Here is a 21695-nt window from a genome sequence, read left to right on the forward strand (position 1 = left end):
CTTATGAATGATATTATTTGTCAGGCAGCTTTAAGTTTCTTAAGTATTGATTTCATTTCTTGATCCAATTTGCTTTCTGAAATAAAATTCTCAAAAGCATCCACAATTTTTATATTTTCTGAGTAAAAATTTACAATTGTGTTGACCTTTGCTTCTGGTGTTACTTGGTAAGTATGCCCATAAAAGTTGAGGAATTGTATGATTAGCAAATGGAAACATCTAAGAACATTTAGTGTTTTGTCATTCGGGTCATTTTCAATTTTTGAAAAGTACTCAATGATCTTTCTTAATTCATTGTAGTTAAATCTAAGCTTCGGAACAAATTCATCAAACTCTATTACTCTGTCATTTTCAACAACCCAGAGTGTGAATCCTTTTAATTCATTCTTCCAGAAGTGATTCTTAGTATCTGACCATTTATACCCAAGAGGCGTTAATAAGTCGAGTTCTGAAAAAATATTTTTAAATGTTTTTATGAATTTCAGGAATTTAATATCAGACTTATCGGCAACTGTGGAGTCAATTGATAGTGTTTCTTGTTCAATTTTGTATACGTAATGCAGGATAACAAGAAATCTATAAATGAAGCTGTTTAAATAGTATTGATCTGTTTCAAACCATTTATCCGGATCAATTCTATGCAGGTTTTCTTTAGTTCGCTTATTGAAGTTCCTAAGTCGATAGTTGAATTCTTCACATGCATTAAGAAGTGGGATCTTATATTTTGAAATCTCTTCTTTCAACTTCTTTTTTTGTTCGAAAGTGTATTCCTTGTCCAATCTGAAAGACAAAGAATTTCGTTCATAAAAGAATTTGAAAAGCCATCCAACTACGAAGATAAATAGGGAAGTAAGAGCGGAAATAATGGTAGCTTGAAGTTTAATATCTAGACTATTAATAAATTCCATCATGACTTATTGGATTAGAGATATACTGCCTAAGATTTTGGTTAAAGCTAGGGAGGCTTTTCGTAAATTCCTAAAGAACCGAGATCGTCATCGTTAACCGGGTCTGTGCTTGTCGAAGACGTAATGGCTGCATTAGCTTTAGGCGTTGTTAGCCACTGTTATTTTTATTCTTTCAATTTTACTTCGATTTCTTTAACTCCGTTTTCGGGAGGCCCAAATCTTAATTTCGCAATCCCTCCTTTTATGAAATCGGATTTCTCCAAAGCCGGTTGAATAGTTTTAAAGAGGGTTACAGCATTTGGTCCATACATGTATAGATAACCGTCACTGTAGTCTATAGCTATTTCATGTCCGTCATACTCTCCAACTCCTTCTTTTTTAATTAGCTCTTCTAATTCTTGCTCAAGTCGATGTAATGGTTCAAGTCCGTTGATTCCATAACGAAAACGAATAATTAACGTTTGTTCAGGTTCTTGTTGAGTTGAGTCGGTTGTGGTCTTTCTAAAGAGTTTGTCAATTAGTACCAAGTTGATTAGTTTTTAATAGTGTATAACACCAATGTATAAATTCGTAGCTGGTTAAAAGTATAAAGGTTTGCTTAAACTACCGTGGCAATCCGTAGAATTTGCTTACACCAATAGACCAATCCAGAGGATTGACGGGATATATACAAAGGGTCGACGCTAAAGTTTACAATGAAACCCCATGATCTGTACAGAATATTTTAAGTATTTAATGAAGTTTTTATAGCTATTCTTTAGGTATAGATATAATATTTTTATCAAAAAAAATGGGTTAATACATTGTATTAACCCATTTAAATTAAATATCTCGAAAAAACTATTATTAAATCGTTGTCAAATCTTGTGCTTTCATAATTGTTAATCTAAGGTTTATATATTCTTTTAACAATGTTACAAAGTTAAATGTTTCATTTGTAATATAATAACTAATTGCTAATAGTTTAAATATATACCCACTATTAGTGTTATTCTTTCTTCTTCGAATTTACGAAAATTTGTTTAACATCAAGATTTTTAAGTTCAGTATCTTTAAGTGCTTCACTAAATAGCCCCTTATCAAGTTCAAATGCCCTTTGTAAGTTTTTCTCAGCCTTATCCCTTAACTTCTTGATGTATTCAATCTCATTTGTTTCTTTAAACTCTAAGTATTCTCTATTGTAATTGCACGCCAAATTGTAATAGGCAGGAGCAAATTCCTTATTCTTAGAGATTAAATCCTTCAATTCATCGTTTGAACTATCAAAATCTTTCAGATACTTACTTTTTATAAAACAATAGTTTAATAAACTGTACTTATCCTCAGAATCTTTAAGATAAGCTGCTTTATAGGCTTTTGCTGCACGATCATATTCTTTCATGTAGAGTAGAAATTTTCCTAATCGTTTACTTAAAATTGGGTTTAAATTACTTACCCCATTTTTGGATATGTAATTAAGAATATCTTGCTTTTTAGAGTTACTTATTTTAGAAAAGTCAAGATGTAAAGTGTTGTCAATATTTAACTCGTTAGGATTCATTGATTTGTCTCCGAGTATTGCTTCAATATTTCTGTCATTAATTACTAGTTCTTCAAAAATTTTAGTGACTGAAAGTATATAAAGCACAATAAATCCTAACACAAAAAATATCCCTATTATACAGGCAATAATAACTACTTGGCTACTATCATTAACTAAAAAGTATGATAACTTCTTAACCAGGACCTGAAAAAACTTAAAAATGTCTTTTAGTTCGATTAGTGTAATACCGACAATAATTTTCGTTAGCCAACTTGTGATTTCTTTTAATGAGGAATTTCTAACATATTTGTTTTTAAATTCTATGTTATTGTGAGCGGGAAAACCAAAAAGAAACCCAAGGAAGCTTCCTATAAAAAAACTAAAAAATTGAAGAAGTATAAGAGTTCCTGATAAACGAACGTATCCTGAAATGTTGCAAGCGCTCATAGAATATAAAAGTATTATAACAGTAGAAACTATTGTTATAAGGCAAGTGTAATTTAGATATTTGTTTCTAGAAAAATTTAATACGTTTTTCAATTTTTATTGATTATATATGATTTTAGATTTCACTGTTTTAATTACAATTTTACTAAATTAAGCTACATGCATTGCTTAAAACGATTGTATATAAGTAACTGTGTCACACTTATTTCTTATATAGCTATCGTTGATTTGGTTGTTAATAAATTCCTTAAAGTTCGAAAATAGCTGTTCCCAGTTCAATATCAAACCTTTTCACTTTTTAATACCAATTAGTAAATATTTGTAACCGATTTTAATAAGATATTTTGATAAACGTTTGTAATCGTTTACTAAAATATTACAAGCAACTTGAAATTTTAAATGGTTAAAGTACAAGATCAAGCTTGCGCAAGTGGAGCGAGCCGTCTACTCGATTAGCACACTTTCTTAATAGTAGTCTTTTAACCAGCCATCTACATTGTATTTCTTTAGACCTTTTACCGTATTTTCAAATCCTGTAGCAATTACTTTCAATGAAAATATTAAGATTATAACAAATAATAGCAATAGATAAACATTTGGTTTGGATGGTTTTGATGCTAAGAAAGAAGAAAACAATGTATATGTAGACATAATCATACCCAGAACAATTTCTAATAAACCATATATAATTAAACGACGCTTTTTTATTTTATATAATTGATAGCTTAGAACCAACGAACCAATTGCGATTATAGTGACCGATAAAGGAATGTTTAGGTGCAATAAATAAAAAAAAGAGTCAATATAAGATTGTCCACTTATTTGTTCAAGTGTAATAAGAAAGCCTTTTATTAATAACAGAAATCCTGCAGGAAGAGCAAGAATGAAAAGTGATGATAAAATATTTTGAATAGAGTTAAGTCGTATTTCCCTCTCTTTTTCATTTCCCTTCGTTCTACCTATTGTAGATGATTTGGAATGGATTAGAAACCGAATAAAGTCGTAATAATTATAAAGGATGAAGTAAGATTGACGATATCTTCTTGCAATGAAATAAGCTATTACATAACAAAAAATTGGTAGTGCAATTGATGTGTAAAAAATACCTTCTGAACATTGAGGAAAATCCAGTATATTTAGAGGATAAGTCTTACATATTTTATGAGGAATTGCAATGCCTAGTATTGCTGTTGGTGCAAGAATAGAAAACCATCCAAAAAGTTTCGTAAACCAAAATTCGAGTTTCATAATTAATTTTTAACTAGTAGAGAATAGAATTCAGGGTAGATAAATGTAGGTTATACCACAAAAAAAATCAACAAAATGTGTGCTAACGAATGGCTAATCACAACTCTGTAGCGCTTATTCCAATATAACTATCGTTGATTTGGTTGTTTAAAAATTCCTTAAAGTCCGAAAATAGTCGTTGCTAACTAAACTTCAAACCTTTTCACTTTTTAATACTAATAAGTAAATGTTTGTAACCGATTTAAATCAGATTTTTTTATAAACGTTTGTAATCACTTATGAATGGGATAAAAGGGGTGTGGAATTATGAAGAACATAGAAGCACAAGGACATAATTGTGCTAGGGTGGGAGGTTTTTCCATTAAAAAAATCAGCCTCTCCAAGGACTGATTTTCTTAATATTTGATTTTTAACTCCATATTTATCCAATGAGTCTTTTCTTTTTAGAAACGTGATGATCCTAAAAATAGTAGTGATATAAAATGTAGTTCTTGTTTATCTTGATATGAAATATAGTTGATTTATTTATTAATAATCACAGCTTAGATTTGGTTTAGGAAGTGTCCAATTTATAGCACCAGATGAAAATTCAGCGCATGTAAAAACATCGTGAACATCCCAGCCAGATAAGTCCTGATTGAATGAAGTAGCGTCTTTGAACATTTTTCTCATTGTGGAAACCCATCCAACGTTCCATGTTGAAATATTCTGGTTAAATGTGCTAGCCCCTTCAAACATAGAGTCCATACTTCTTACTCTGATTACATTCCAAGAGGAAATGTCTTGATTAAATGTGATTGCATTTTTAAACATATAGCTCATATGCGTTACCTTAGAAACATCCCAATCAGAAATATTTTGGTTAAAAGAGTACGCATTTTCAAACATATTATACATGTCTTCTACATTACTAACATCCCAGCCTGAAAGATCTTGATTGAATTTTTCAGCACCATTAAACATATCTGACATATCAACAACATTGCCAACATTCCATGAAGCGATAACTCCATTGAATTCTTTTGCATTGTAAAACATGTCATTCATAAATTTAACATTACTAACATTCCATGTTGAAATATTATGATTAAAAGAAACTGCTCCTGCGAACATACCATTCATATATGTCACCTTACTAACATCCCAGCCTGAAAGATCTTGATTAAATTTTTCAGCAACAGAAAACATATGACTCATACTAGTGACATTGCTGAGGTTCCACGTAGTGATATTTCCATTAAATTCCATTGTATAGGAAAACATATAGGCCATATCAGTAACATTACTAACGTCCCAGTTTGAAAGATCCTGATTGAATATTAAAGCTCTTCTAAACATTGAATTCATATTAGTAACATTGCTAACATTCCAAGTAGATATATCAATATTAAAAGCTTCAGCAGAATGGAACATATACGACATGTCTGTCACATTACTTACATCCCAATTAGAAATGTCAACATTAAACTTATAAGTACTTTTGAACATTTGTTTCATTGTAGTAACATTACTAACATCCCAGGTTGAAATATCCTGGTTAAACTCAAGGTGATTAGAAAACAAATAATCCATGTCCGTTATATAAGTTGTTATTATATGTGTTAAGTCATACATGCCATTGTAAGAGACTAAAAAATCAAGTCTTTCGTGATCTACAATTTCGTACATTTCGCCTTTGTAAGGATATTTCTTACCAATTTCTGCCTGTGGGAGACAATATAAGGTAACCCCGTTATCAGCGAGTTGAATCATGTCTTCATTAGTAATTTCTCTAAAGTTTGCAGTGATACTGATATCTTTATCCATTTTAATCATTAATGGATTTTCGTTTGAAGAGATATCTCCAGTCCACCCATCAAAAATATATCCTTGTTCTGGAGTAGCAATCACTTCAATTGTATCTCCTTCTAAAAGCTCTTTTGATGGTACATTAACCGAACCAGCACCATTGGCATTAGCAGTTAACTTAAAATAAGTTAGATCTTCAGTAAAGGAAGCGATCAGGTTAATATCTTTAACCATAGTTATGGATAGAGGATTATTAGCAGAGTTAATATCTCCTTTCCATCCAGAAAAAGTATACCCCTGATCAGGAATGGCTGTTACTTCTATGGTTTCTCCTTGTTGAACCGTTTTTTTTGAAGGAGTTACATTTCCAGACCCTTCTACTTGTGTTGTTAAAGAGTAAGAGACAATAATTTCATTTTCTTTTTCACAGCTTGATAATCCTAATAGCATGAAAGCTAAAAAAATGTAGTACTTGTTCATTTTATATTATAATTGAAAGATAAATACGTTTGTTAATAGAAATGATTCCAGAGGATTTTCCTTTAACTATAGGAGAAGATATACTGAAATTGAATTGACAATGACATCTAATGATAATGCTCTTGATTATGCTTTTTTTAATCGCAATTTGCTAGTTATTAAATCCCTTTAAATATTGAACGGCAATAATAACTCCTAAATTTTCCTTTTCCAAATTTTAGAAATGTGTTTAGATAGTATAACTATATTCTGGGATGAAGAAGCAGACCAATACGAATAAATAAATCTTCATTATTCCCTGGTCTGTACCCCCGGGAGACTAGAAAATAGGTTTTAATAATAACCTTCGGTCAAGATATAAGCTACAGAATTAGGTTTTAGTATAAAGTAAAAAGCATATTTAAACAAATAAATACCCTTGGAATTAAAGTAAAAGTTATCTCCTCACTAGAAATATTATTTATAGATCAGGATCCAATCCCTGCATTTCATTAAAAGTATGAAGTTACGCTATCGCTAAACTTCAGACAGCGGAGTTATTTATAAGTAAACTCCCTTTCAACTACCATATTAAGGCTATCATTTACGTATGTAGTTGTTTTGATGGGATTGTGTTGATCGTCTAGCTGTTGTTCATGTCGTGCAATTTGAACCAAACTATCGTTTTTATTGTATGTTTTCACTCCAATCACTTCATCGTGCTCGCCATATGTGAAGATTCTTTTTTCTTTTTTTATTAGTTGATCACTACTATTATAGAATGTGGTGGAATGGGATAAAGGTGCATCAAAGCCATTCTTATATTTGAATTCATCTTTTGTTTTACTTACAGCCTCTCCCTTAATATTGTACCAGGTTGTATTAGATACCAGGGGACGTCCTGTTTTATCGTACACAGCATAAGTTTCTTGTTCTTTTATACCTTTTCCATTACGATTAATAATTTTTAATTTATTTTCTTTCAGATAGGTTATCCTGGTTACAAACCGATAAATTCCATTGGCATCAGTTACTACTGAATCGATTCGGTTGTCTTTATAAAAGTAGGTTTTTCTACGTCCGGAAGTATCATAGGGTTCGATTGTTAAATTGCGCATATAAGATGAAGTAATGCGATGATAATCATCCAGAGAATATACCATTTCCCAGGTAGGTTTTTTTAGCTTTCCGTTATCATCTACACTTTTGTACCATTCTTTTATTTCAATTACATCACCTTTTACGGATTTGTAATTCATAAAACTTTTATAGATGACAGGGTCGTCTTGATGAGTACATCGACTCAGGTTAGCAAGTAAGATCAGGAAGACCAGATATTTCATTTGCGAGGGTAATTTGTGTAAACTGATAAATCTATTTGTTACTAAAATTCTTCTACAGGAACTTCTACCGCAATAATTTCAATATTCCTGCCTGTTTTGATTGAAGTGATTTCCAGCTGTGAGTGGATTGAAGATGGGTGAACTCTAGTAAACCTTTGTAATACTTTATTCCACTTTTTTCAACTATCTTATAATCGTACTGACTGAATTCTATTTTTGTCCATTCAATATTGTGATCTTCTTTATACCATTCTAATCCTTTATAATTATTGAGAGCCATTGCCCTCCATTTTTTTTTAGACATGCTAGTGATGTTCAGGATTTCTTGCTCATCAGTAATATTATATTCTTTAATAAGATTATGAAAATCCCGAATATTCATCATCTGCCGCGTAAATCTTTTTGCAGATAGTTGATCTAGCTTTTTTAAGATATTAAAGGCTTTTTTACCCACTACATTTGGATCAGGTAATTTTTGTGATTGAGCAGGAGCTTTAAAGCCTAAACAGATCGCAATAAAGATCAAAATTATTTTTTTTAAACTCATTTGTATTTATTATTTATTAAAGGATCTCATACTGGTAATTGCATGAGCTTTCTACATTTCTAAGAAAAGAGGCAATGTTTTGCTGCCAATCATATTGAGTTAAATCATCACTGATTGTTAATTTGAATGATAAAGATTCTTCACCTTGCTGATAAGCCTTAGCCAACACTTTGTGGCCTTCAATTTTTAATTTTATATAATTATCAAAGGTCTTTTTGCTGTAAAAAATAAAGCTCCCTTCAACCGGCAAATCCTCCTGAAAGATCCCTTTAGCTATGATCTTTCCTTTGCCTTCGTAATACAAGGCCTCTCCATTTCTTTTTCCTGCCTTAAACTGAATTTCACTTAACTTTTGCCCATTAGTTCTGTAAAGAGTTTTGGTCAGTATATTTTTAGGCCTTTCATAATCAATCGATATTAAAAGCCTTTCCAAATTCTCATCGGCATACTTCTCCTCCCTGATTAAGTAGCCGTTTTTGTGGTGTAACAGCTTTTTGTAGCCTGGCACAACACCATCATATTTAATGTTGTTTTTGAAGCTAACTTTATAAGCTTTACCAGAAAGAAAATTAGTTTGTTCTTTCTGAAAACCGTTTTCCCAAATTGCTATTCTTGAAGTATCCCCGTGGTGATTAAATTTTATCCAATTACCATGAGGGCGGCCATTTTTCAAGGTTCTAATTGAAGAAATTTCTCCGTAGGAATATTCGTAAAAGGTGCCTTCATACGTAATCCCATCTTCATAAGTGCCAGTAACTATTCCTGTCGGGCCATAAAATGTAGCTTTTCCATCTTTTTTGTTATTCGAATATTGAATAATCTGAATTGGATTGCCATTTCTATCAAATTCCTTTAAAAAGCCTTCTCGCTTGCCATTTTTATAATTTTCTTCTTTAACAATGATTCTGCGGTTCAATGCAGAATTCTGAGTAAAAGTAGTTTTCTTCCCATGAAGCATTCCTTCCTTCATATGGGTAATTGTTTTCAATATTCTATTTTGATATTCAAAAACTGTCCCTTCATAGGGCTTGCATTCTTTGTAGGTTGCCGATGCTAAAATATTTCCCCATTGATTATAAAAATTAGCTTCTCCAAAATAATCGATTTCATAAATTAGTCTTTCATTAGGAGCATAGCGCTTTTTATAAATAAGTGTGTCGTTGCGGTATCGATCTATTTTGTAAATATCTCCATGTTCAAAGAAGTATTCATCACCATTCTTATCGTATCCTTCCCTTATTAACTTGCCGATTGTATTGCCATCTTTATTAAAGTATACTGTTTTGTTGATTCTATCATTATTAAAAATTATGGTACTTACCGACTGTTTTACACCTTCAGGATAATAAATTGTTTCTGTGCGGCTTTTAGGATTTTGGTATAAAATTGACCTTTTTAAATTCCCCTCTTTATTATAAAACTCATTCCTTACAAGTTCTCCTTCTTTGTATTCTTTAATTTGAGTAACCAGATGGTTGGCGGAATAACTATATTCTTTACCTGTATACTTTTGATTGTTTTTAAAGATCAGTTTTGCTATAAGTTCCCCTTTTTGATTATAGGTAACTCGAATAGAATCTTTGTATTCTACCCAGGCGATTTTTTTTCGATCTGGGTAATGTCTTCGCTTCTGAATCAGATTGCCATCCTTGAAAGTGAATATTAAATATTTGTCAGTTCTACTTACAAAATCTCCTTCCTTTCGCAAATCATTTTCATAAATGCCAACACAAATTAGATTATCATCCTTATCATAATACTCTATTTCCCCTTCAAGCTTTCCATTTTTATATTGGCCACTTCGCTTTATACCGTGTAAATAATAGGTATCAAAGAAAGGCCCATTTAAAACGCCATTTTTATAACTGTGCTTTCTGAAGGCAATATCACCATTAAATTCATATTCAGTTCCAACCCAGGGTATTTCATTTTTATATTGGATTGAATCCAGTACTTTTCCATTCTCATGAGAAAATGAAATTATTTTTTCCTTTTCCAGAAAAAGTGCTTTTGATTTTAGTTTGCCACTTTTATAAAAACTTAGACTTGAGTCTTGTCGACCTTCCGTGAAGTAACTTAAATTTAAATTTTCAGTTTTGGGTTCAATGAAAGAAAATACACCACTCCATATTTGATTATCGGCCGTATATGTCCCGGTACCTAATAATTCACCCTTGTATCCGTAGGTTTTAGTTTGATACACAGAATCATCTCCTTGTTGAATAAGTTGGGTTATTAATTTTAATTTGGACTGGCCGTCAGCTGGGTATACTAACTTCTTTACGATATACCCATTTTTGTATGTTGTTTTTGAAGCTAGCTTAAATTTCTCTGAATAAACAATACCTTCGTAAGGCTGGTCTTCACTGTAAGTACAAATAGCTAAAGTATCTCCGGATTCATCAAATTGAATATAGTCTCCTTGTTTATTACCATTTTGGTAGTTTACTATTTCGGCTAACTTACCCTCCTTATCAAACCGTTTTAATTCACCATGATAAATATCTTCTTCCAAAGAAATGGAGAAAGCTATTTTACGTAAAGTTCCTGAAATGTAATAATCCTTAATTTGAAAAACAGAATCTTTTTTTACCGGTCTTAACCTGAAATATAAAGCATTTTCAGGGTGTGTCTCATCCCAATTAATATTATAATAGAGGGTGTCAATTGGTTGGGCAAATGAAAATAAGTCAAAAAGTAATAGAAAACTTATAGTGATTAAAGTGAATCGCATAGTGATTTTATTATGTATGGTTGAACCTGCTGATGAGTATGCTGGGAATAGATTGTTATAAACTGTAAAATTATATTCGACTAGTTATTATTTAGCTTTCTTTGGTAACACTCTATTTTAGTAATTCTTCCTTTTTTAGGATCATAATTGGCTTTTATTAAGAATTCATGCATGTTTTCAATGATTTCCCATTGTCCATTCTTTAATTTTTTAGTTTTGATAAGAGAAGGAACTATTGTCAGTTTTGTACTGAAAACTGCAAATTCAGTATTTGTATACTTCTGCATGAGATACATATTTCGATAGATTTCCAACTCTTTAATGGGATTAATTAAAAGCAGTTTATATATAGGGTTACTTAGGCCTACGTCTATTTCATTTAATTTCTGATTGAAATCACTAACATCTATCTGCTCAAATCCATCTGTCTTTATCGTAAAATTGTAATCATTTGAATATTGTTCCAGTAATTGCAATTGATATTTTTGAATTTTATGCTCATTGGCATGAACAAAACTGTCAATCTTGGTTGAAATTAAATCGGTCTCATCAAAATCATACTTTAAGAGCTTGTCCGAATCATAATTATTTAAAAGGGGATATATATTAGTTCTGAATTCGGTTAATTCCTTCGCGAAATCAGAATTCTGGGCAAAACAATATGAACTGATTCCTAAAAAAGTAAGGATGAAAAGTTTTTTCATGTTGAATATAGAACTTAGGTTGAAATGGATAATCGCTTAGAATACCTCTTTTATAATTTTGGTTACAAAAGTAAATTAAAAAACTTCTTAGTCAACTCTACATACACCTAATTCATTCATGATGTTAATAAAGCATTTAACAAGTGAACGATCAACTGAGTATTTCATAAGTGAAAACGCTTGAAATCTCAATTTACAAATTAACAATAATCGTATTAATGCGATTATAAATGCTCAAATCCACAAAGCTTGCGATAACTGTCTTTGGAAAGGGTGAAATACTTCCTATCTGGTTTATTTTTAGACAATTGTCACTGTATGTGTAAGTGTGTTAAATGTGAATTTTTACTGCTGCTTAATGAAAAACGTGTGGTTGTTTGAGAATCCCTTTTTTGTTGAAATTACAATGACTAAAATCATTCTAACGGGCCATATAGGTACTTACTTTTTACGTGATAGCTGGTTATTTTTATCTATATCTATTGTTAACTTAATCAGCCAGTCATGAGACATATTAAAAATTTCGAAGATCTTTTCGTAGAGCAATTAAAGGAACAATTTCATGGTGAGCGACAACAACATGGAGCTTTAATGACTTTACGGGAAAAAGCTACTGACACATCATTATTGCAAGCCATTGACCACCATATTGGCCAGGTAAAAAGGCAAATGAAAAGCATGGAGCGGGTGTTTGAGTTGCTCAACCGCAACCTGCATGGTGAAGAAAATGTCGGAGTCAAAGGATTGATTCAGGAAGCAATCGAACTTGCAGAAAGGTGCACCAATGATGCTGTGCGCGATGCAGGCATTTTGAGTTCTATCCAACAGCTCAATCACCATAACATTGCAAGCTTTGGTACGCTATGTACCTATGCAAAAGAGCTTGGACTGGAAGAAATAAAACTATTACTCGGAGGCTCCCTTGAAGAACAAAAGTCTATCGATCAGGATCTCTCTAGTTTAGCTATTGATAGTATTAATTTGATGGCTATGAAATAGTAGAGTTTAAAATATATTGGTATTTGATATTTTGTCCTGACCCTAACCACCAGGCAGGAATGAAAGTGTTTTTTTATATTCGTTTTTAGAGATTAGGCGTTATAATAGGTTCAATATCCAAATCATTTCTACCAATAAAATACTTAAATCCAGTTGTGTCGCTTTTATTCACGAAAAGTTTTAAGGCGTATTTATTTTCGGTATAATGTTCTAATTCTTCAATAACCCCAAACTCATATTTAATATCTTCCTGGTTTCCCTGTTTCACAGGCGCGAAGTAAATTGTGTCATTTGATATTTTATATATTCCTTTGACTTCCGATATCCCGAAGCAAACATTTCTTTCCTTAAAAGTAAAATTGTCTTTTAGTTTAAATGTTGTTGTGCAGTTTGCAACGCCTTCTCTTTGTGCAATCAGTAGGTTTTTCCCTTCAAGTTTGTCAAGGTCAATAATTCCAATTGGTTTATAAAATGTAATTGTCAACACAAGCGTTAAAAGTCCTATTGTAATGAGTCGATACTTGTTTGATAATTTTTCTTTAACGGCTAAGTTTGTTTGCCATATTAGTGCTATTACAAGTCCGAAATATATTATCACTAAGAAAATAAATGCTGGAAATGCAAGAAATCCAAGTTTCCCTTCCCAATAATAAGTGGTATTTATCGTCAGGAAAAATATGATAGTAATAATTAATAGAGCTTTATTTTTCAATTTCGTTGTCTTTCGTGTTTTAAGCTGATTGCTAACTAATTGCTGAACTTCAGATATCGGGGGCTTTTTATTAGCAGGTTTGGTGGAAATATACGTATTCCTTTCCATTCCAGTAGATTTGACCGCCTCCGACTCTTTACATATTGTTATAGATGTTTTCACCAAAACTTCCACCATGGATTAGTGTTTTTTGGCTTAGGTGTAGGATCATTCTTAAATCCTTTTTCTTTTATATCCCTTTGATTATGTTGAGAAGTATAGTTATCGATAAAATCCTCAACATTAATCTGGATACCCAAAAGATTAGCACGATCTTTATATTCTTCAATAAATCCTGGTATCAGAGATTTGTGTGAATTTTCCTCTAAGGTATATTCAGCGAAGTGAGAAAGGGCTTCCTTGAAATATTCTTTTGCCCGATCCTCTTGGTTGGACATACATAGTAAATCTATTTTATTAAACCCCTTGCAATGTTCAGCTACTGCATTAAGGTTAGGCAGTTTTTGAAAATATGGAATCACTATTTCATTAATTATTTTTAAAACAGCTTCTTCTACTTCTTGATAGTGATAGTTTTCTCCCTTCCAAAACGGATTTCTACTTTGTTCTGGTAAGCCTAAACGTTTAGGTTTAATGGGTATTATATTATTTACACTATTGCCATAGTGAAATTTATCTCTACCAAAAGTTTCCTTATACCATTTAGTTCTGTCACAAAGAATATTGAATGAAATATATGGTGATGCAAAAATTTCGTTTTCTTTTGGAGCTTTAAGATTAAACTTAAAACGTAATCCTTGATCATTTTTTATGAAAACACCTTTTTCTATTTCTGTCAATCCCAAGACAGAGATTGCTTTTCTAGCCTTTTCTAAAATGAGATTATAATGCGTAGTTAAAATTGATCCTTGAAATTTTTTAGGAATTTCAATTGAGGAATCATTAAATGCTTTTTTCAGTTGATTGTAAGATGCTTCTGGAATATAATTATCTATATCTGCTCTGAACATTTTATCTGACATGTAATTTTTACCAGTCATCAATTTCACTAGTTCAAATGCAATGCTACCTCCAATTTGATCATGAGTCCATTTATTTAATTCTTTTGATTGGGATGACTCAGTCAGAAAATACTCACAGTTATCGATTTGTTGTTTTTTGACATAATAATTACGTTCGATCTCCAATTCATTTCCAAAATTTGCTGACACATCGGGGTGGGCTCCTTCCTTTAACCTTACCAATTGGCCGTTTTTAATATAGGCATAGCCATATGAATTAGCTATTTCATAATTCATGATGGTTAGAATATCTTTATTAGGAAATCTTGAAGCCAGTTTATTCTCGTTTTCAGAAAGGTTATTCTTATCACGATTGGATTGGTAGGCTCCTTCAAAAATAAAGAATGTAGAACCATTGATCTTACCAACATAAACGCCATTTCTTAGCCGGCCAGAATCTGCTTCATCAAAACGAGCTTTTCCCAGTTTCTTATAGTCGCTAAAACCTAAAAGATCAAGTACTTCTTTTTCTTCAGGTTCCGATAATTCAGAATTTATAAAAATTGCTTCGCTAGAAAATCCCATAAATGTTTTATAAATTTTATACTTGGGCCAATCAGCAGCCCTTATTTCTTATATAATTCTTGTGATTTGGTTGTTAATAAATCCCTATAAAGGCTAAAATATCTGTTTCCGGTTCAAATTCAAACATCATTGGGTATTTATACCTGCATGTAATCTTTTGTAACCAATGGTAATTGGATGGTCTTAATGGTTTTTAAAACTTTGATACACATCCTTTTTTAAAAAGTCTGAAGTTATGCTATCGCTGAACCCATGATAGCAGAGAAAGTATGAATTATAAATAGTAACGGTTCAAGTCTCAACCTGAACCATTATTATATTTATATATGGTCACTTTAGCTTTATTGATAAAGTATTCAGAAAATGAAATATTTGATTACAAAAAAGTTAGTCTATTACTTTTTCCAAATGCCAAATTTTAGAAACTATTTGCCAGCCGTCTTCTCCATTAACAAAACCAAGATGGTCTACAAATATATTTTCGTGTGCTCTGATTCTTATTTTTACTGTTGCACAGTTTGATGATAACCAATCAATCATTAGAATTTCGGCTTCTGGTTTTTGTCCTTTACTTTTAGGTGATGTTCTTCCCCCAACATCTTTGCTAAAGCTATCAATGGGTTCAACGAAAACCTTTCCCTTATCAACATCAAACAGGCTGGAACTTTTGTGAAATACTTTATTTAATAATTTTGTGTCGCAATAATAAAGAGCATCGAAGTAAACTTGTACTGCATTCATTAAATCAGTAGGTAGATTCATTTTTTGCTTGTGCATAATCTCAAAAATTTAAATTAATTTCAAAAATAGATTGTAGGAGGATGGTTATTAATTCTTGAAATTGAGCATTTTAAATCTTTCGCTGAAAAGTTTTCAATTAGCAAAAGGATACAACTTGTTATCTTTGTGACCTATGGAAATAAAATATTTTAGACTAATAAAAACAATTGAGGAGGAGGGAAGTATTGCCAATTCTGCCGATAAATTGTATTTAACGCAATCTGCGTTAAGTCACCAATTAAGAGAATTGGAAGAGCGTTTAGGGTTTAAAGTATTTCATAGAAAGCGGAACAAATGGCAGTTGACAGAAGAAGGAGTGGAGCTTTATAAAGTAGGTGATTCTATACTTGAAAGCATCGAAAGAGGGTTTCAAAACATAGAGCAATTGCGAACAGCTTCTGTTGGTAAAATAAAAGTTAGTACCGAATGTTATAGTTTTTATCAGGGGCTGTCTTCTTTCATACAAAAAATGGGACTTCTCTATCCAGAAATAGAAGTAGATCTGATTCTTGAAGCCACCTATCAACCTATTTCAAAAGTTTTATGTAATGAGATAGATATTGCCATTGTTACCCAAAAACCTATAAACGAGAGTCTATGTAGTATAGAAGTCTATGAAGATGAAATTCTTGCGATTGTTCACAAAGAGAATCCATTAAGCAAGGTCGATTTTTTGAAAGCGAAAGATTTTTTAGATATTCAACTAATAATTCATTCTTTTCCCTTAGAGACAGTCTCGGTATATGAACTATTTTTAAAACCGAATAATGTTATTCCATCAAAAATTTCTGCAATTCCTTTGACAGAGGTAGCCTTGGAAATGGTAGATGCAAATATGGGAGTAATGTGTATGCCTAATTGGGCATTAAACTCTTTTAAATTGTCTGATGATATTGAGTTTAAACGGATAAGTAGAAATGGTTTGAAGAGAACACATTATTTGGTTTATCGCAAATCAGATAAAGACAAAAAGTATATTAAAGATTTTATTTCAAACTTTGAGGATGATTTTTCAAAGCACTGATTTTTTGAATATGTTGCTGATGAAGGTACAAGAGTCACCCTCTGAACCTTATTCCATATATAATATCGTTGTTTTGGTTGGTAAAATATCCCTATAAAGGCTTAAAAATCCCTTTTACCAGTTCAAATTCAAACATCACCTGTTATTTATACCCGCATGTAATTTTTTCTAACCGATGGTAATTGGTAGGTCTTAATGGTTTTTAAAACTTTGATACAAATCCTTTTTTTAAAATTCTGAAGTTATGCTATCGCTGAACTCCAGACAGAGATGGAATTTCACAATTAGATAGCTTGTTTTATATACATTTTTACCACCCGTTTTTTGTTTTTTCAGCTTTTATTTCATCAATGATATCACTTTTTCCTTCCCAGTCGTTCTCAACAGTATTTAAAAGATGTTTTGCCTTTTCTAAGTATTTTCTTGATTCTACTTTGTCTTTATCATTTGTTAACTCATAAAGGGACAAGTGAAATGCAAAATATCTCGGATAATATTCAAGCCCCAATTTATAAATTTCGATCGCATAATCATCATACTCACTGTACGAAAACCGTGAAGCAATACCGTTTATTTCAGCTATTTCAGGTGGGTAAAAATAAGTTTCGATTTTTGATGCTGATATTACTTTTTCCACTTCTTTTTCTGGTGATTCAGGGACATTAACCATTTTATATTCATCATTGACTTTCGCAATGTTCGAATATCTATCCCTAAAATTTTCAAATAATCTTGTTATTAGAGTTGGTGTCGATACAATTGGAACAGCATTATGTGACGAATAATCGGCTTCGAATACCTTGATTGAATTAAAAAAGTCAGGGTATTTTTCTTTTAGTTCGTTGAATTTTTTTCGGTGATAATAGTCTTTATGGCCGGCAATTCCACCGATGCTTATTGAAATATCACCTTTTTCTAATTTATTATTCTGTTGAAAACCATTCACTAACAGCTCTATTTTATCGAGTGGTGTATTCGCTATAACAGAAGAATAATAGCCCGGATGATTGTAATATGAATAGAGTGAAAACGATGCTGAAAATGAGTGGCCAATAATTACTTTATAATCACCTGGATTATATTTAGATAGCTCCTTGTCTAATTCTTGCGTTATGAAAATGTCAAGTGGTAATTCGGTTTTTAGGTCCACAATGCCACATTCTTTGATACGGTTTTTATGGGGAATAGCGACAACAATCGCATTGGGGATCTCATGTGTGTATTGTAAATATTTTATATCTGAAAGTATTGGGTTGACAAACCATTCGTGTTGTCCATCAAGAATATAAATGACAGGAAGTTTAATAGAATCCGATTTGTATTTGTAAGACTCTGGTTTGTGAATATATACGGTTCTATCCTCTTTAAATGCTTTTGAATAAAAAGACAGAGTGTCTACTTCCTGTCCATATGTTAGTGACGAAATAATAAATAATATCAGAAAACTTAAAATCTTCATTTACAAGTCTATTTTAATGGCTGGTGATGTCAAAGTTATATGTCAGCCGAAAACTACGGTTGCTTTTAAAATCGCATAATTGATACCCAAATATAATCGCCTTCTCTTAAAAAGAGAAAGAAGGTTGAAAACAAAAAGTCGAGTTGTTGAAAGTCAGTCGTTTATGTTTAATTTATAAGGAAGGGATGTATGGAAGTGTGAGAGTTAATAATTTCCAATAAAAGATATAAGCCGCTGTTCAGTGTTTAATATCAAATTGTTAATCGTATGCCTACCCTTATTAAAGGCTGAAAAAAACCGTATCTATTTTATTAGTTGATAGCACTAGGGGAGCTTCTAAGAAGGGTTATTGAAGGCAATTTTGAAAATGACCCCGATACAATCCCTGCTATTCATTAAAAGTCTGAAGTTACGCTATCGCTAATCTTCAGACAGTGGGGCTATCATAAATTCTAAGTAATCAATCCCTTGTGAAAAGAGTAGGAAAACTGTTTTAATGATTTTTTCAATTAAGAATAATGATTACATTTGAGATTACTTTTTTATTTAAATATTCAACCAAAACGCTATGAGAGTCAATCAAAATTTTTTACTCGTTAGTATGTTCGCTCTATTTCTTGGCTTGTTTTCCTGCAGTGAAGACGAAACTTTAGAAAATAATTTCAGCAACAATAATTTAAATCAATTTACTCCGGATCAGGCGGATTGGTCTACTTTCTATTCCAAGCCTAAAGAAGCAGGTAACACCTCTCACGATCCTGATGGCGTGTTTTGGATAAGTGCTCAAACTTGGGAAAACTCAAAATGGGACGGTGAAAGTATTTGTGATCCAACTAAATTGACGCGGGAGGAATTTCTAAAATGTTTGTTTCCGGAATCTGGTGATGTCCTAAAGGGTATTTATGAGCTTTATTATGAACATAAACCTTTTGCAGATGTCAATAACCCCACTAAGGAAGAGGTCAATGAGTGGCACAGAATTGTGATAAACCATTTGAGGGCCCTTGTAGGTTATACTAGTCAGGATCGACAGATCGAAAAAGACCGTTGTTTGTTTGCCCGTGCCTTATGGGGTGATCAAAGGAAATTTACAACCATGTGGGATGCAGAATACCCAGGAGATAATGGGTCAGCATACGGTCCTTGTCAGGGATCCACTAATTCACACTGTGGAGCAACCTTTGTACCCGATGCAGAAGATCAGGCAGCATACCTGCCAGAAGGATTTGAACCTTGTGGTACACCTGGAGGATCAGAAGGAATTTTCTCTGCTGCTAAATCAAATATTCCATGGTCTATTAAAATTTGTCGTGTTATCTCTCAAACTATAGGAGCTGAAGGGTTTTGGGGAGGCCATACCGGGCCTTGGTTTCACAGGCAAAAGTTTGGATTTAGTTTCTGGGACATCGACCCAACTAATAACAACAGCAATGCAATACTACGGGCAAAATGGGGAGGTACGCTTATGCCTAGCCTATATTGTCATCCGGACATATGTTGATTGTGATTAATAGCAATATTTACTTTTGAGGAGGGAGCCTCCATCATTTCGTTAAAAAGGTGATTTGATGGTGTCTCCCTTTTGAATAAGGGTAACGGTTGGGATTAAGAAATCGTGGAACTTAAATTCATTTTAGTATCAAACCGTTAAGTTGTTTGTTAATATCATATGTTGTGTGGTGTTTTTATTCAATTAACGTCCACTTTTCATTTGATTTTTTATTATAAAACTGAACAATTCCTTTATCCCTTGCTTTAATTGTCCACGAAATCCGATTCAGTTCATTTAGATTGCTTTTTGTCACCTTATACACATCATTATAAGTAATTCCATCAAGTTCCCAATCCGGCATAAATTCAATAGTCAAAGAATCTGATGTTTCATTTTGCGCTAACATATAAAAATGAAACAAGTCATTATCAAATCTGTCTAATAAAAATCCTGAAGTTACGTATCGGCTAACTCAAGAGAGTGCGGGCTATTCTATTCCCAAACAAATGTTGCTGCCGCACCTGCAGCTAAATTAACGGTAATAGGTTCTGCTGCAACATTAATATTTATTGAATTTTGTGATCCTGAATCGTTTAATAAGATCACTACAATTTTTCCTTCTGGAGTCTGGTACGCTACGTTGGGGAAATTAGAAGATGTATTAGATTCAATTCTAACAGAACCCGGCGGGACAAATTTTGACGAATGGCCAATTACATAATACCCTACATTTCTTGAGACTACATTTCCATCAATGGTTACACCGCCCAGGCATTGGGTACATCCTCCGGGTGTATGTGGTTGTAATTGGGAATTAGATGATAGGTTCCATTGCAACACATTTTTACACCAATTCCGGGTAGCTCCGATTACTATATTTTTCATGTGCCAGGCTAAATCACCTCCAAAATTTCCGGTTGAACTAACCCATTGTTCAGTAAAATATAAGTTTTTGCCAGGGTAGGCATTATGTACCTTACTCAGGTTATTTATTGAGCCTGCGTACAGGTGAAAAGCCGAACCGTCAATATATTGATTAGCCTCCGAATCATTAAAAATACTAATAGGGTAATTAAAATTATCTGCATTATGATCCCATACAATTATTTTAGTTTGGATATTTGCAGAAGTAAATGCCGGACCTAGATTGTTTTTTACAAAAGCAGCCATTTCATTTGCTTCCATTCTCATACTCGGATTGTTACTATCATGATGAGGCTCATTTTGTACAGATAAGGCATCTATAGTGATTCCTTCAGCTTGATAAGCTTGGATGTATTTCACCAGGTAATTCGCATAAACGGGATAATATTCTTGCTTTAAACTACCACCTATTGTGCTATTGCTGGTTTTCATCCAGGATGGTGCAGACCATGGCGAACCCAGGATTTTAATATTCGGGTTTATAGCTAATATTTCCTTTAAAACAGGAATAAGATTTTTCTGGTCTTTAGTAATAGAAAAATGATCTAAATTCAAATCTTCTGTTTCTCCAGCTGGAAGATCATCATATGAAAATGGTTCGGCATCTAAATCGGAAGCCCCGACGCTGATTCTTAGATAGCTTATTCCAATACCGTTTGAACCAAAGAGTTCATTTAACAAGTCAGCTCTTTGGCTGCTCCCCATGCTATTTAAATGTAGAGCACTTCCTCCTGTTAAAGCAAAACCAAAGCCATCTATTTCCTGATAAGTAGTTTGATCTGAAACTGAGATCGTAAAATTGTTATTACTTGTCATTGCTGAAAGGCCTCTGGTAGTTAATTCCAATAGGTTTAACTTATCAGGGGTGGTGAGATAAAAACTTACGTTTTGGGGTACGTCTTTTTCAATGTGTACTACCTCGACATCCTCATTCTCATTACAACTGCATAGAGTAAATAATAGAATAAATACAATTGCTGATAGATCTAGTGTGTGTTTTAATTTTCTCAATATTATTT

18 protein-coding genes are annotated in these 21695 nt (G+C 32.4%); 3 read left to right on the top strand and 15 right to left on the bottom strand.

The window, feature by feature from the left end:
• Positions 1 to 20 precede the first annotated feature (20 nt).
• The 9 genes from OO013_RS07670 to OO013_RS07710 all read right to left on the bottom strand — a co-directional run bounded on the left by OO013_RS07670 (position 21) and on the right by OO013_RS07710 (position 11700).
• Positions 21 to 911 (bottom strand): hypothetical protein, encoded by an 891-nt coding sequence (locus tag OO013_RS07670; protein WP_266056141.1) that lies wholly within the window; start codon positions 909 to 911, stop codon positions 21 to 23.
• Between the two features lie 161 nt (positions 912 to 1072).
• Complete coding sequence (locus OO013_RS07675) at positions 1073 to 1435, bottom strand: hypothetical protein (protein ID WP_266056142.1); 363 nt, start codon at positions 1433 to 1435, stop codon at positions 1073 to 1075.
• Positions 1436 to 1896: 461 nt separating this feature from the next.
• A complete protein-coding gene (locus OO013_RS07680) occupies positions 1897 to 2970 on the bottom strand; it encodes a hypothetical protein (RefSeq protein WP_266056143.1) in 1074 nt (357 codons plus the stop codon).
• Positions 2971 to 3342: 372 nt separating this feature from the next.
• Positions 3343 to 4125 carry a hypothetical protein gene (locus tag OO013_RS07685; RefSeq protein WP_266056145.1) on the bottom strand — a complete coding sequence of 261 codons (783 nt, stop codon included), beginning with the start codon at positions 4123 to 4125 and terminating at the stop codon, positions 3343 to 3345.
• Positions 4126 to 4653: 528 nt separating this feature from the next.
• Complete coding sequence (locus OO013_RS07690) at positions 4654 to 6393, bottom strand: BspA family leucine-rich repeat surface protein (protein WP_266056146.1); 1740 nt, start codon at positions 6391 to 6393, stop codon at positions 4654 to 4656.
• 536 nt (positions 6394 to 6929) lie between these two features.
• Positions 6930 to 7715 carry a hypothetical protein gene (locus OO013_RS07695; protein WP_266056147.1) on the bottom strand — a complete coding sequence of 262 codons (786 nt, stop codon included), beginning with the start codon at positions 7713 to 7715 and terminating at the stop codon, positions 6930 to 6932.
• A 64-nt stretch (positions 7716 to 7779) separates the two neighbouring features.
• A complete protein-coding gene (locus tag OO013_RS07700; protein ID WP_266056148.1) occupies positions 7780 to 8262 on the bottom strand; it encodes a hypothetical protein in 483 nt (160 codons plus the stop codon).
• A gap of 16 nt (positions 8263 to 8278) precedes the next feature.
• Positions 8279 to 10996, bottom strand: a complete 2718-nt coding sequence (locus tag OO013_RS07705; RefSeq protein ID WP_266056149.1) for a toxin-antitoxin system YwqK family antitoxin — start codon at positions 10994 to 10996, stop codon at positions 8279 to 8281.
• An 80-nt stretch (positions 10997 to 11076) separates the two neighbouring features.
• Positions 11077 to 11700 carry a hypothetical protein gene (locus tag OO013_RS07710; RefSeq protein WP_266056150.1) on the bottom strand — a complete coding sequence of 208 codons (624 nt, stop codon included), beginning with the start codon at positions 11698 to 11700 and terminating at the stop codon, positions 11077 to 11079.
• A gap of 504 nt (positions 11701 to 12204) precedes the next feature.
• Here OO013_RS07710 and OO013_RS07715 point away from each other — a divergent pair.
• On the top strand, positions 12205 to 12699 hold the full coding sequence (locus OO013_RS07715) for a YciE/YciF ferroxidase family protein (RefSeq protein WP_266056151.1): 495 nt from the start codon (positions 12205 to 12207) through the stop codon (positions 12697 to 12699).
• An 85-nt stretch (positions 12700 to 12784) separates the two neighbouring features.
• Here OO013_RS07715 and OO013_RS07720 read toward each other — a convergent pair whose 3' ends face one another.
• The 3 genes from OO013_RS07720 to OO013_RS07730 all read right to left on the bottom strand — a co-directional run bounded on the left by OO013_RS07720 (position 12785) and on the right by OO013_RS07730 (position 15774).
• Complete coding sequence (locus OO013_RS07720; protein WP_266056152.1) at positions 12785 to 13519, bottom strand: hypothetical protein; 735 nt, start codon at positions 13517 to 13519, stop codon at positions 12785 to 12787.
• 50 nt (positions 13520 to 13569) lie between these two features.
• The gene (locus tag OO013_RS07725; protein WP_266056153.1) at positions 13570 to 14997 is read right to left on the bottom strand and encodes a hypothetical protein; all 1428 of its coding nucleotides are present in this window, start codon (positions 14995 to 14997) and stop codon (positions 13570 to 13572) included.
• Positions 14998 to 15384: 387 nt separating this feature from the next.
• Complete coding sequence (locus tag OO013_RS07730) at positions 15385 to 15774, bottom strand: nuclear transport factor 2 family protein (RefSeq protein WP_266056154.1); 390 nt, start codon at positions 15772 to 15774, stop codon at positions 15385 to 15387.
• Positions 15775 to 15910: 136 nt separating this feature from the next.
• Here OO013_RS07730 and OO013_RS07735 point away from each other — a divergent pair, with 136 nt between their 5' ends.
• Positions 15911 to 16801, top strand: a complete 891-nt coding sequence (locus tag OO013_RS07735) for a LysR family transcriptional regulator (protein WP_266056155.1) — start codon at positions 15911 to 15913, stop codon at positions 16799 to 16801.
• Positions 16802 to 17111: 310 nt separating this feature from the next.
• Here the strand turns inward: OO013_RS07735 and OO013_RS07740 are convergent, their stop codons facing one another.
• Positions 17112 to 18260, bottom strand: a complete 1149-nt coding sequence (locus OO013_RS07740; RefSeq protein ID WP_266056157.1) for an alpha/beta hydrolase-fold protein — start codon at positions 18258 to 18260, stop codon at positions 17112 to 17114.
• A gap of 568 nt (positions 18261 to 18828) precedes the next feature.
• On the opposite strand from OO013_RS07740, the gene OO013_RS07745 reads away from it, so the two are divergent.
• A complete protein-coding gene (locus tag OO013_RS07745; RefSeq protein ID WP_266056159.1) occupies positions 18829 to 19761 on the top strand; it encodes a hypothetical protein in 933 nt (310 codons plus the stop codon).
• Between the two features lie 184 nt (positions 19762 to 19945).
• Here the strand turns inward: OO013_RS07745 and OO013_RS07750 are convergent, their stop codons facing one another.
• Both OO013_RS07750 and OO013_RS07755 read right to left on the bottom strand, forming a co-directional pair.
• Positions 19946 to 20158 carry a hypothetical protein gene (locus tag OO013_RS07750; protein ID WP_266056160.1) on the bottom strand — a complete coding sequence of 71 codons (213 nt, stop codon included), beginning with the start codon at positions 20156 to 20158 and terminating at the stop codon, positions 19946 to 19948.
• Between the two features lie 86 nt (positions 20159 to 20244).
• Positions 20245 to 21687 (bottom strand): glycoside hydrolase family 30 protein, encoded by a 1443-nt coding sequence (locus OO013_RS07755; protein ID WP_266056161.1) that lies wholly within the window; start codon positions 21685 to 21687, stop codon positions 20245 to 20247.
• Between the last annotated feature and the right edge of the window lie 8 nt (positions 21688 to 21695).

The sequence above is a fragment of the Mangrovivirga halotolerans genome (assembly GCF_026241165.1).
Lineage (GTDB): Bacteria > Bacteroidota > Bacteroidia > Cytophagales > Cyclobacteriaceae > Mangrovivirga > Mangrovivirga halotolerans.

Bases quoted from the DNA above. Each gene is read 5' to 3' on its own strand.
- OO013_RS07685 (WP_266056145.1), bottom strand. From the start codon at position 4,125: ATGAAACTCGAATTTTGGTTTACGAAACTTTTTGGATGGTTTTCTATT.
- OO013_RS07735 (WP_266056155.1), top strand. From the start codon at position 15,911: ATGGAAATAAAATATTTTAGACTAATAAAAACAATTGAGGAGGAGGGA.
- OO013_RS07740 (WP_266056157.1), bottom strand. From the start codon at position 18,260: ATGAAGATTTTAAGTTTTCTGATATTATTTATTATTTCGTCACTAACA.
- OO013_RS07710 (WP_266056150.1), bottom strand. From the start codon at position 11,700: ATGAAAAAACTTTTCATCCTTACTTTTTTAGGAATCAGTTCATATTGT.
- OO013_RS07720 (WP_266056152.1), bottom strand. From the start codon at position 13,519: ATGGAAAGGAATACGTATATTTCCACCAAACCTGCTAATAAAAAGCCC.
- OO013_RS07750 (WP_266056160.1), bottom strand. From the start codon at position 20,158: ATGTTAGCGCAAAATGAAACATCAGATTCTTTGACTATTGAATTTATG.
- OO013_RS07670 (WP_266056141.1), bottom strand. From the start codon at position 911: ATGATGGAATTTATTAATAGTCTAGATATTAAACTTCAAGCTACCATT.
- OO013_RS07690 (WP_266056146.1), bottom strand. From the start codon at position 6,393: ATGAACAAGTACTACATTTTTTTAGCTTTCATGCTATTAGGATTATCA.
- OO013_RS07700 (WP_266056148.1), bottom strand. From the start codon at position 8,262: ATGAGTTTAAAAAAAATAATTTTGATCTTTATTGCGATCTGTTTAGGC.
- OO013_RS07715 (WP_266056151.1), top strand. From the start codon at position 12,205: ATGAGACATATTAAAAATTTCGAAGATCTTTTCGTAGAGCAATTAAAG.
- OO013_RS07725 (WP_266056153.1), bottom strand. From the start codon at position 14,997: ATGGGATTTTCTAGCGAAGCAATTTTTATAAATTCTGAATTATCGGAA.
- OO013_RS07745 (WP_266056159.1), top strand. From the start codon at position 18,829: ATGAGAGTCAATCAAAATTTTTTACTCGTTAGTATGTTCGCTCTATTT.
- OO013_RS07695 (WP_266056147.1), bottom strand. From the start codon at position 7,715: ATGAAATATCTGGTCTTCCTGATCTTACTTGCTAACCTGAGTCGATGT.
- OO013_RS07705 (WP_266056149.1), bottom strand. From the start codon at position 10,996: ATGCGATTCACTTTAATCACTATAAGTTTTCTATTACTTTTTGACTTA.
- OO013_RS07730 (WP_266056154.1), bottom strand. From the start codon at position 15,774: ATGCACAAGCAAAAAATGAATCTACCTACTGATTTAATGAATGCAGTA.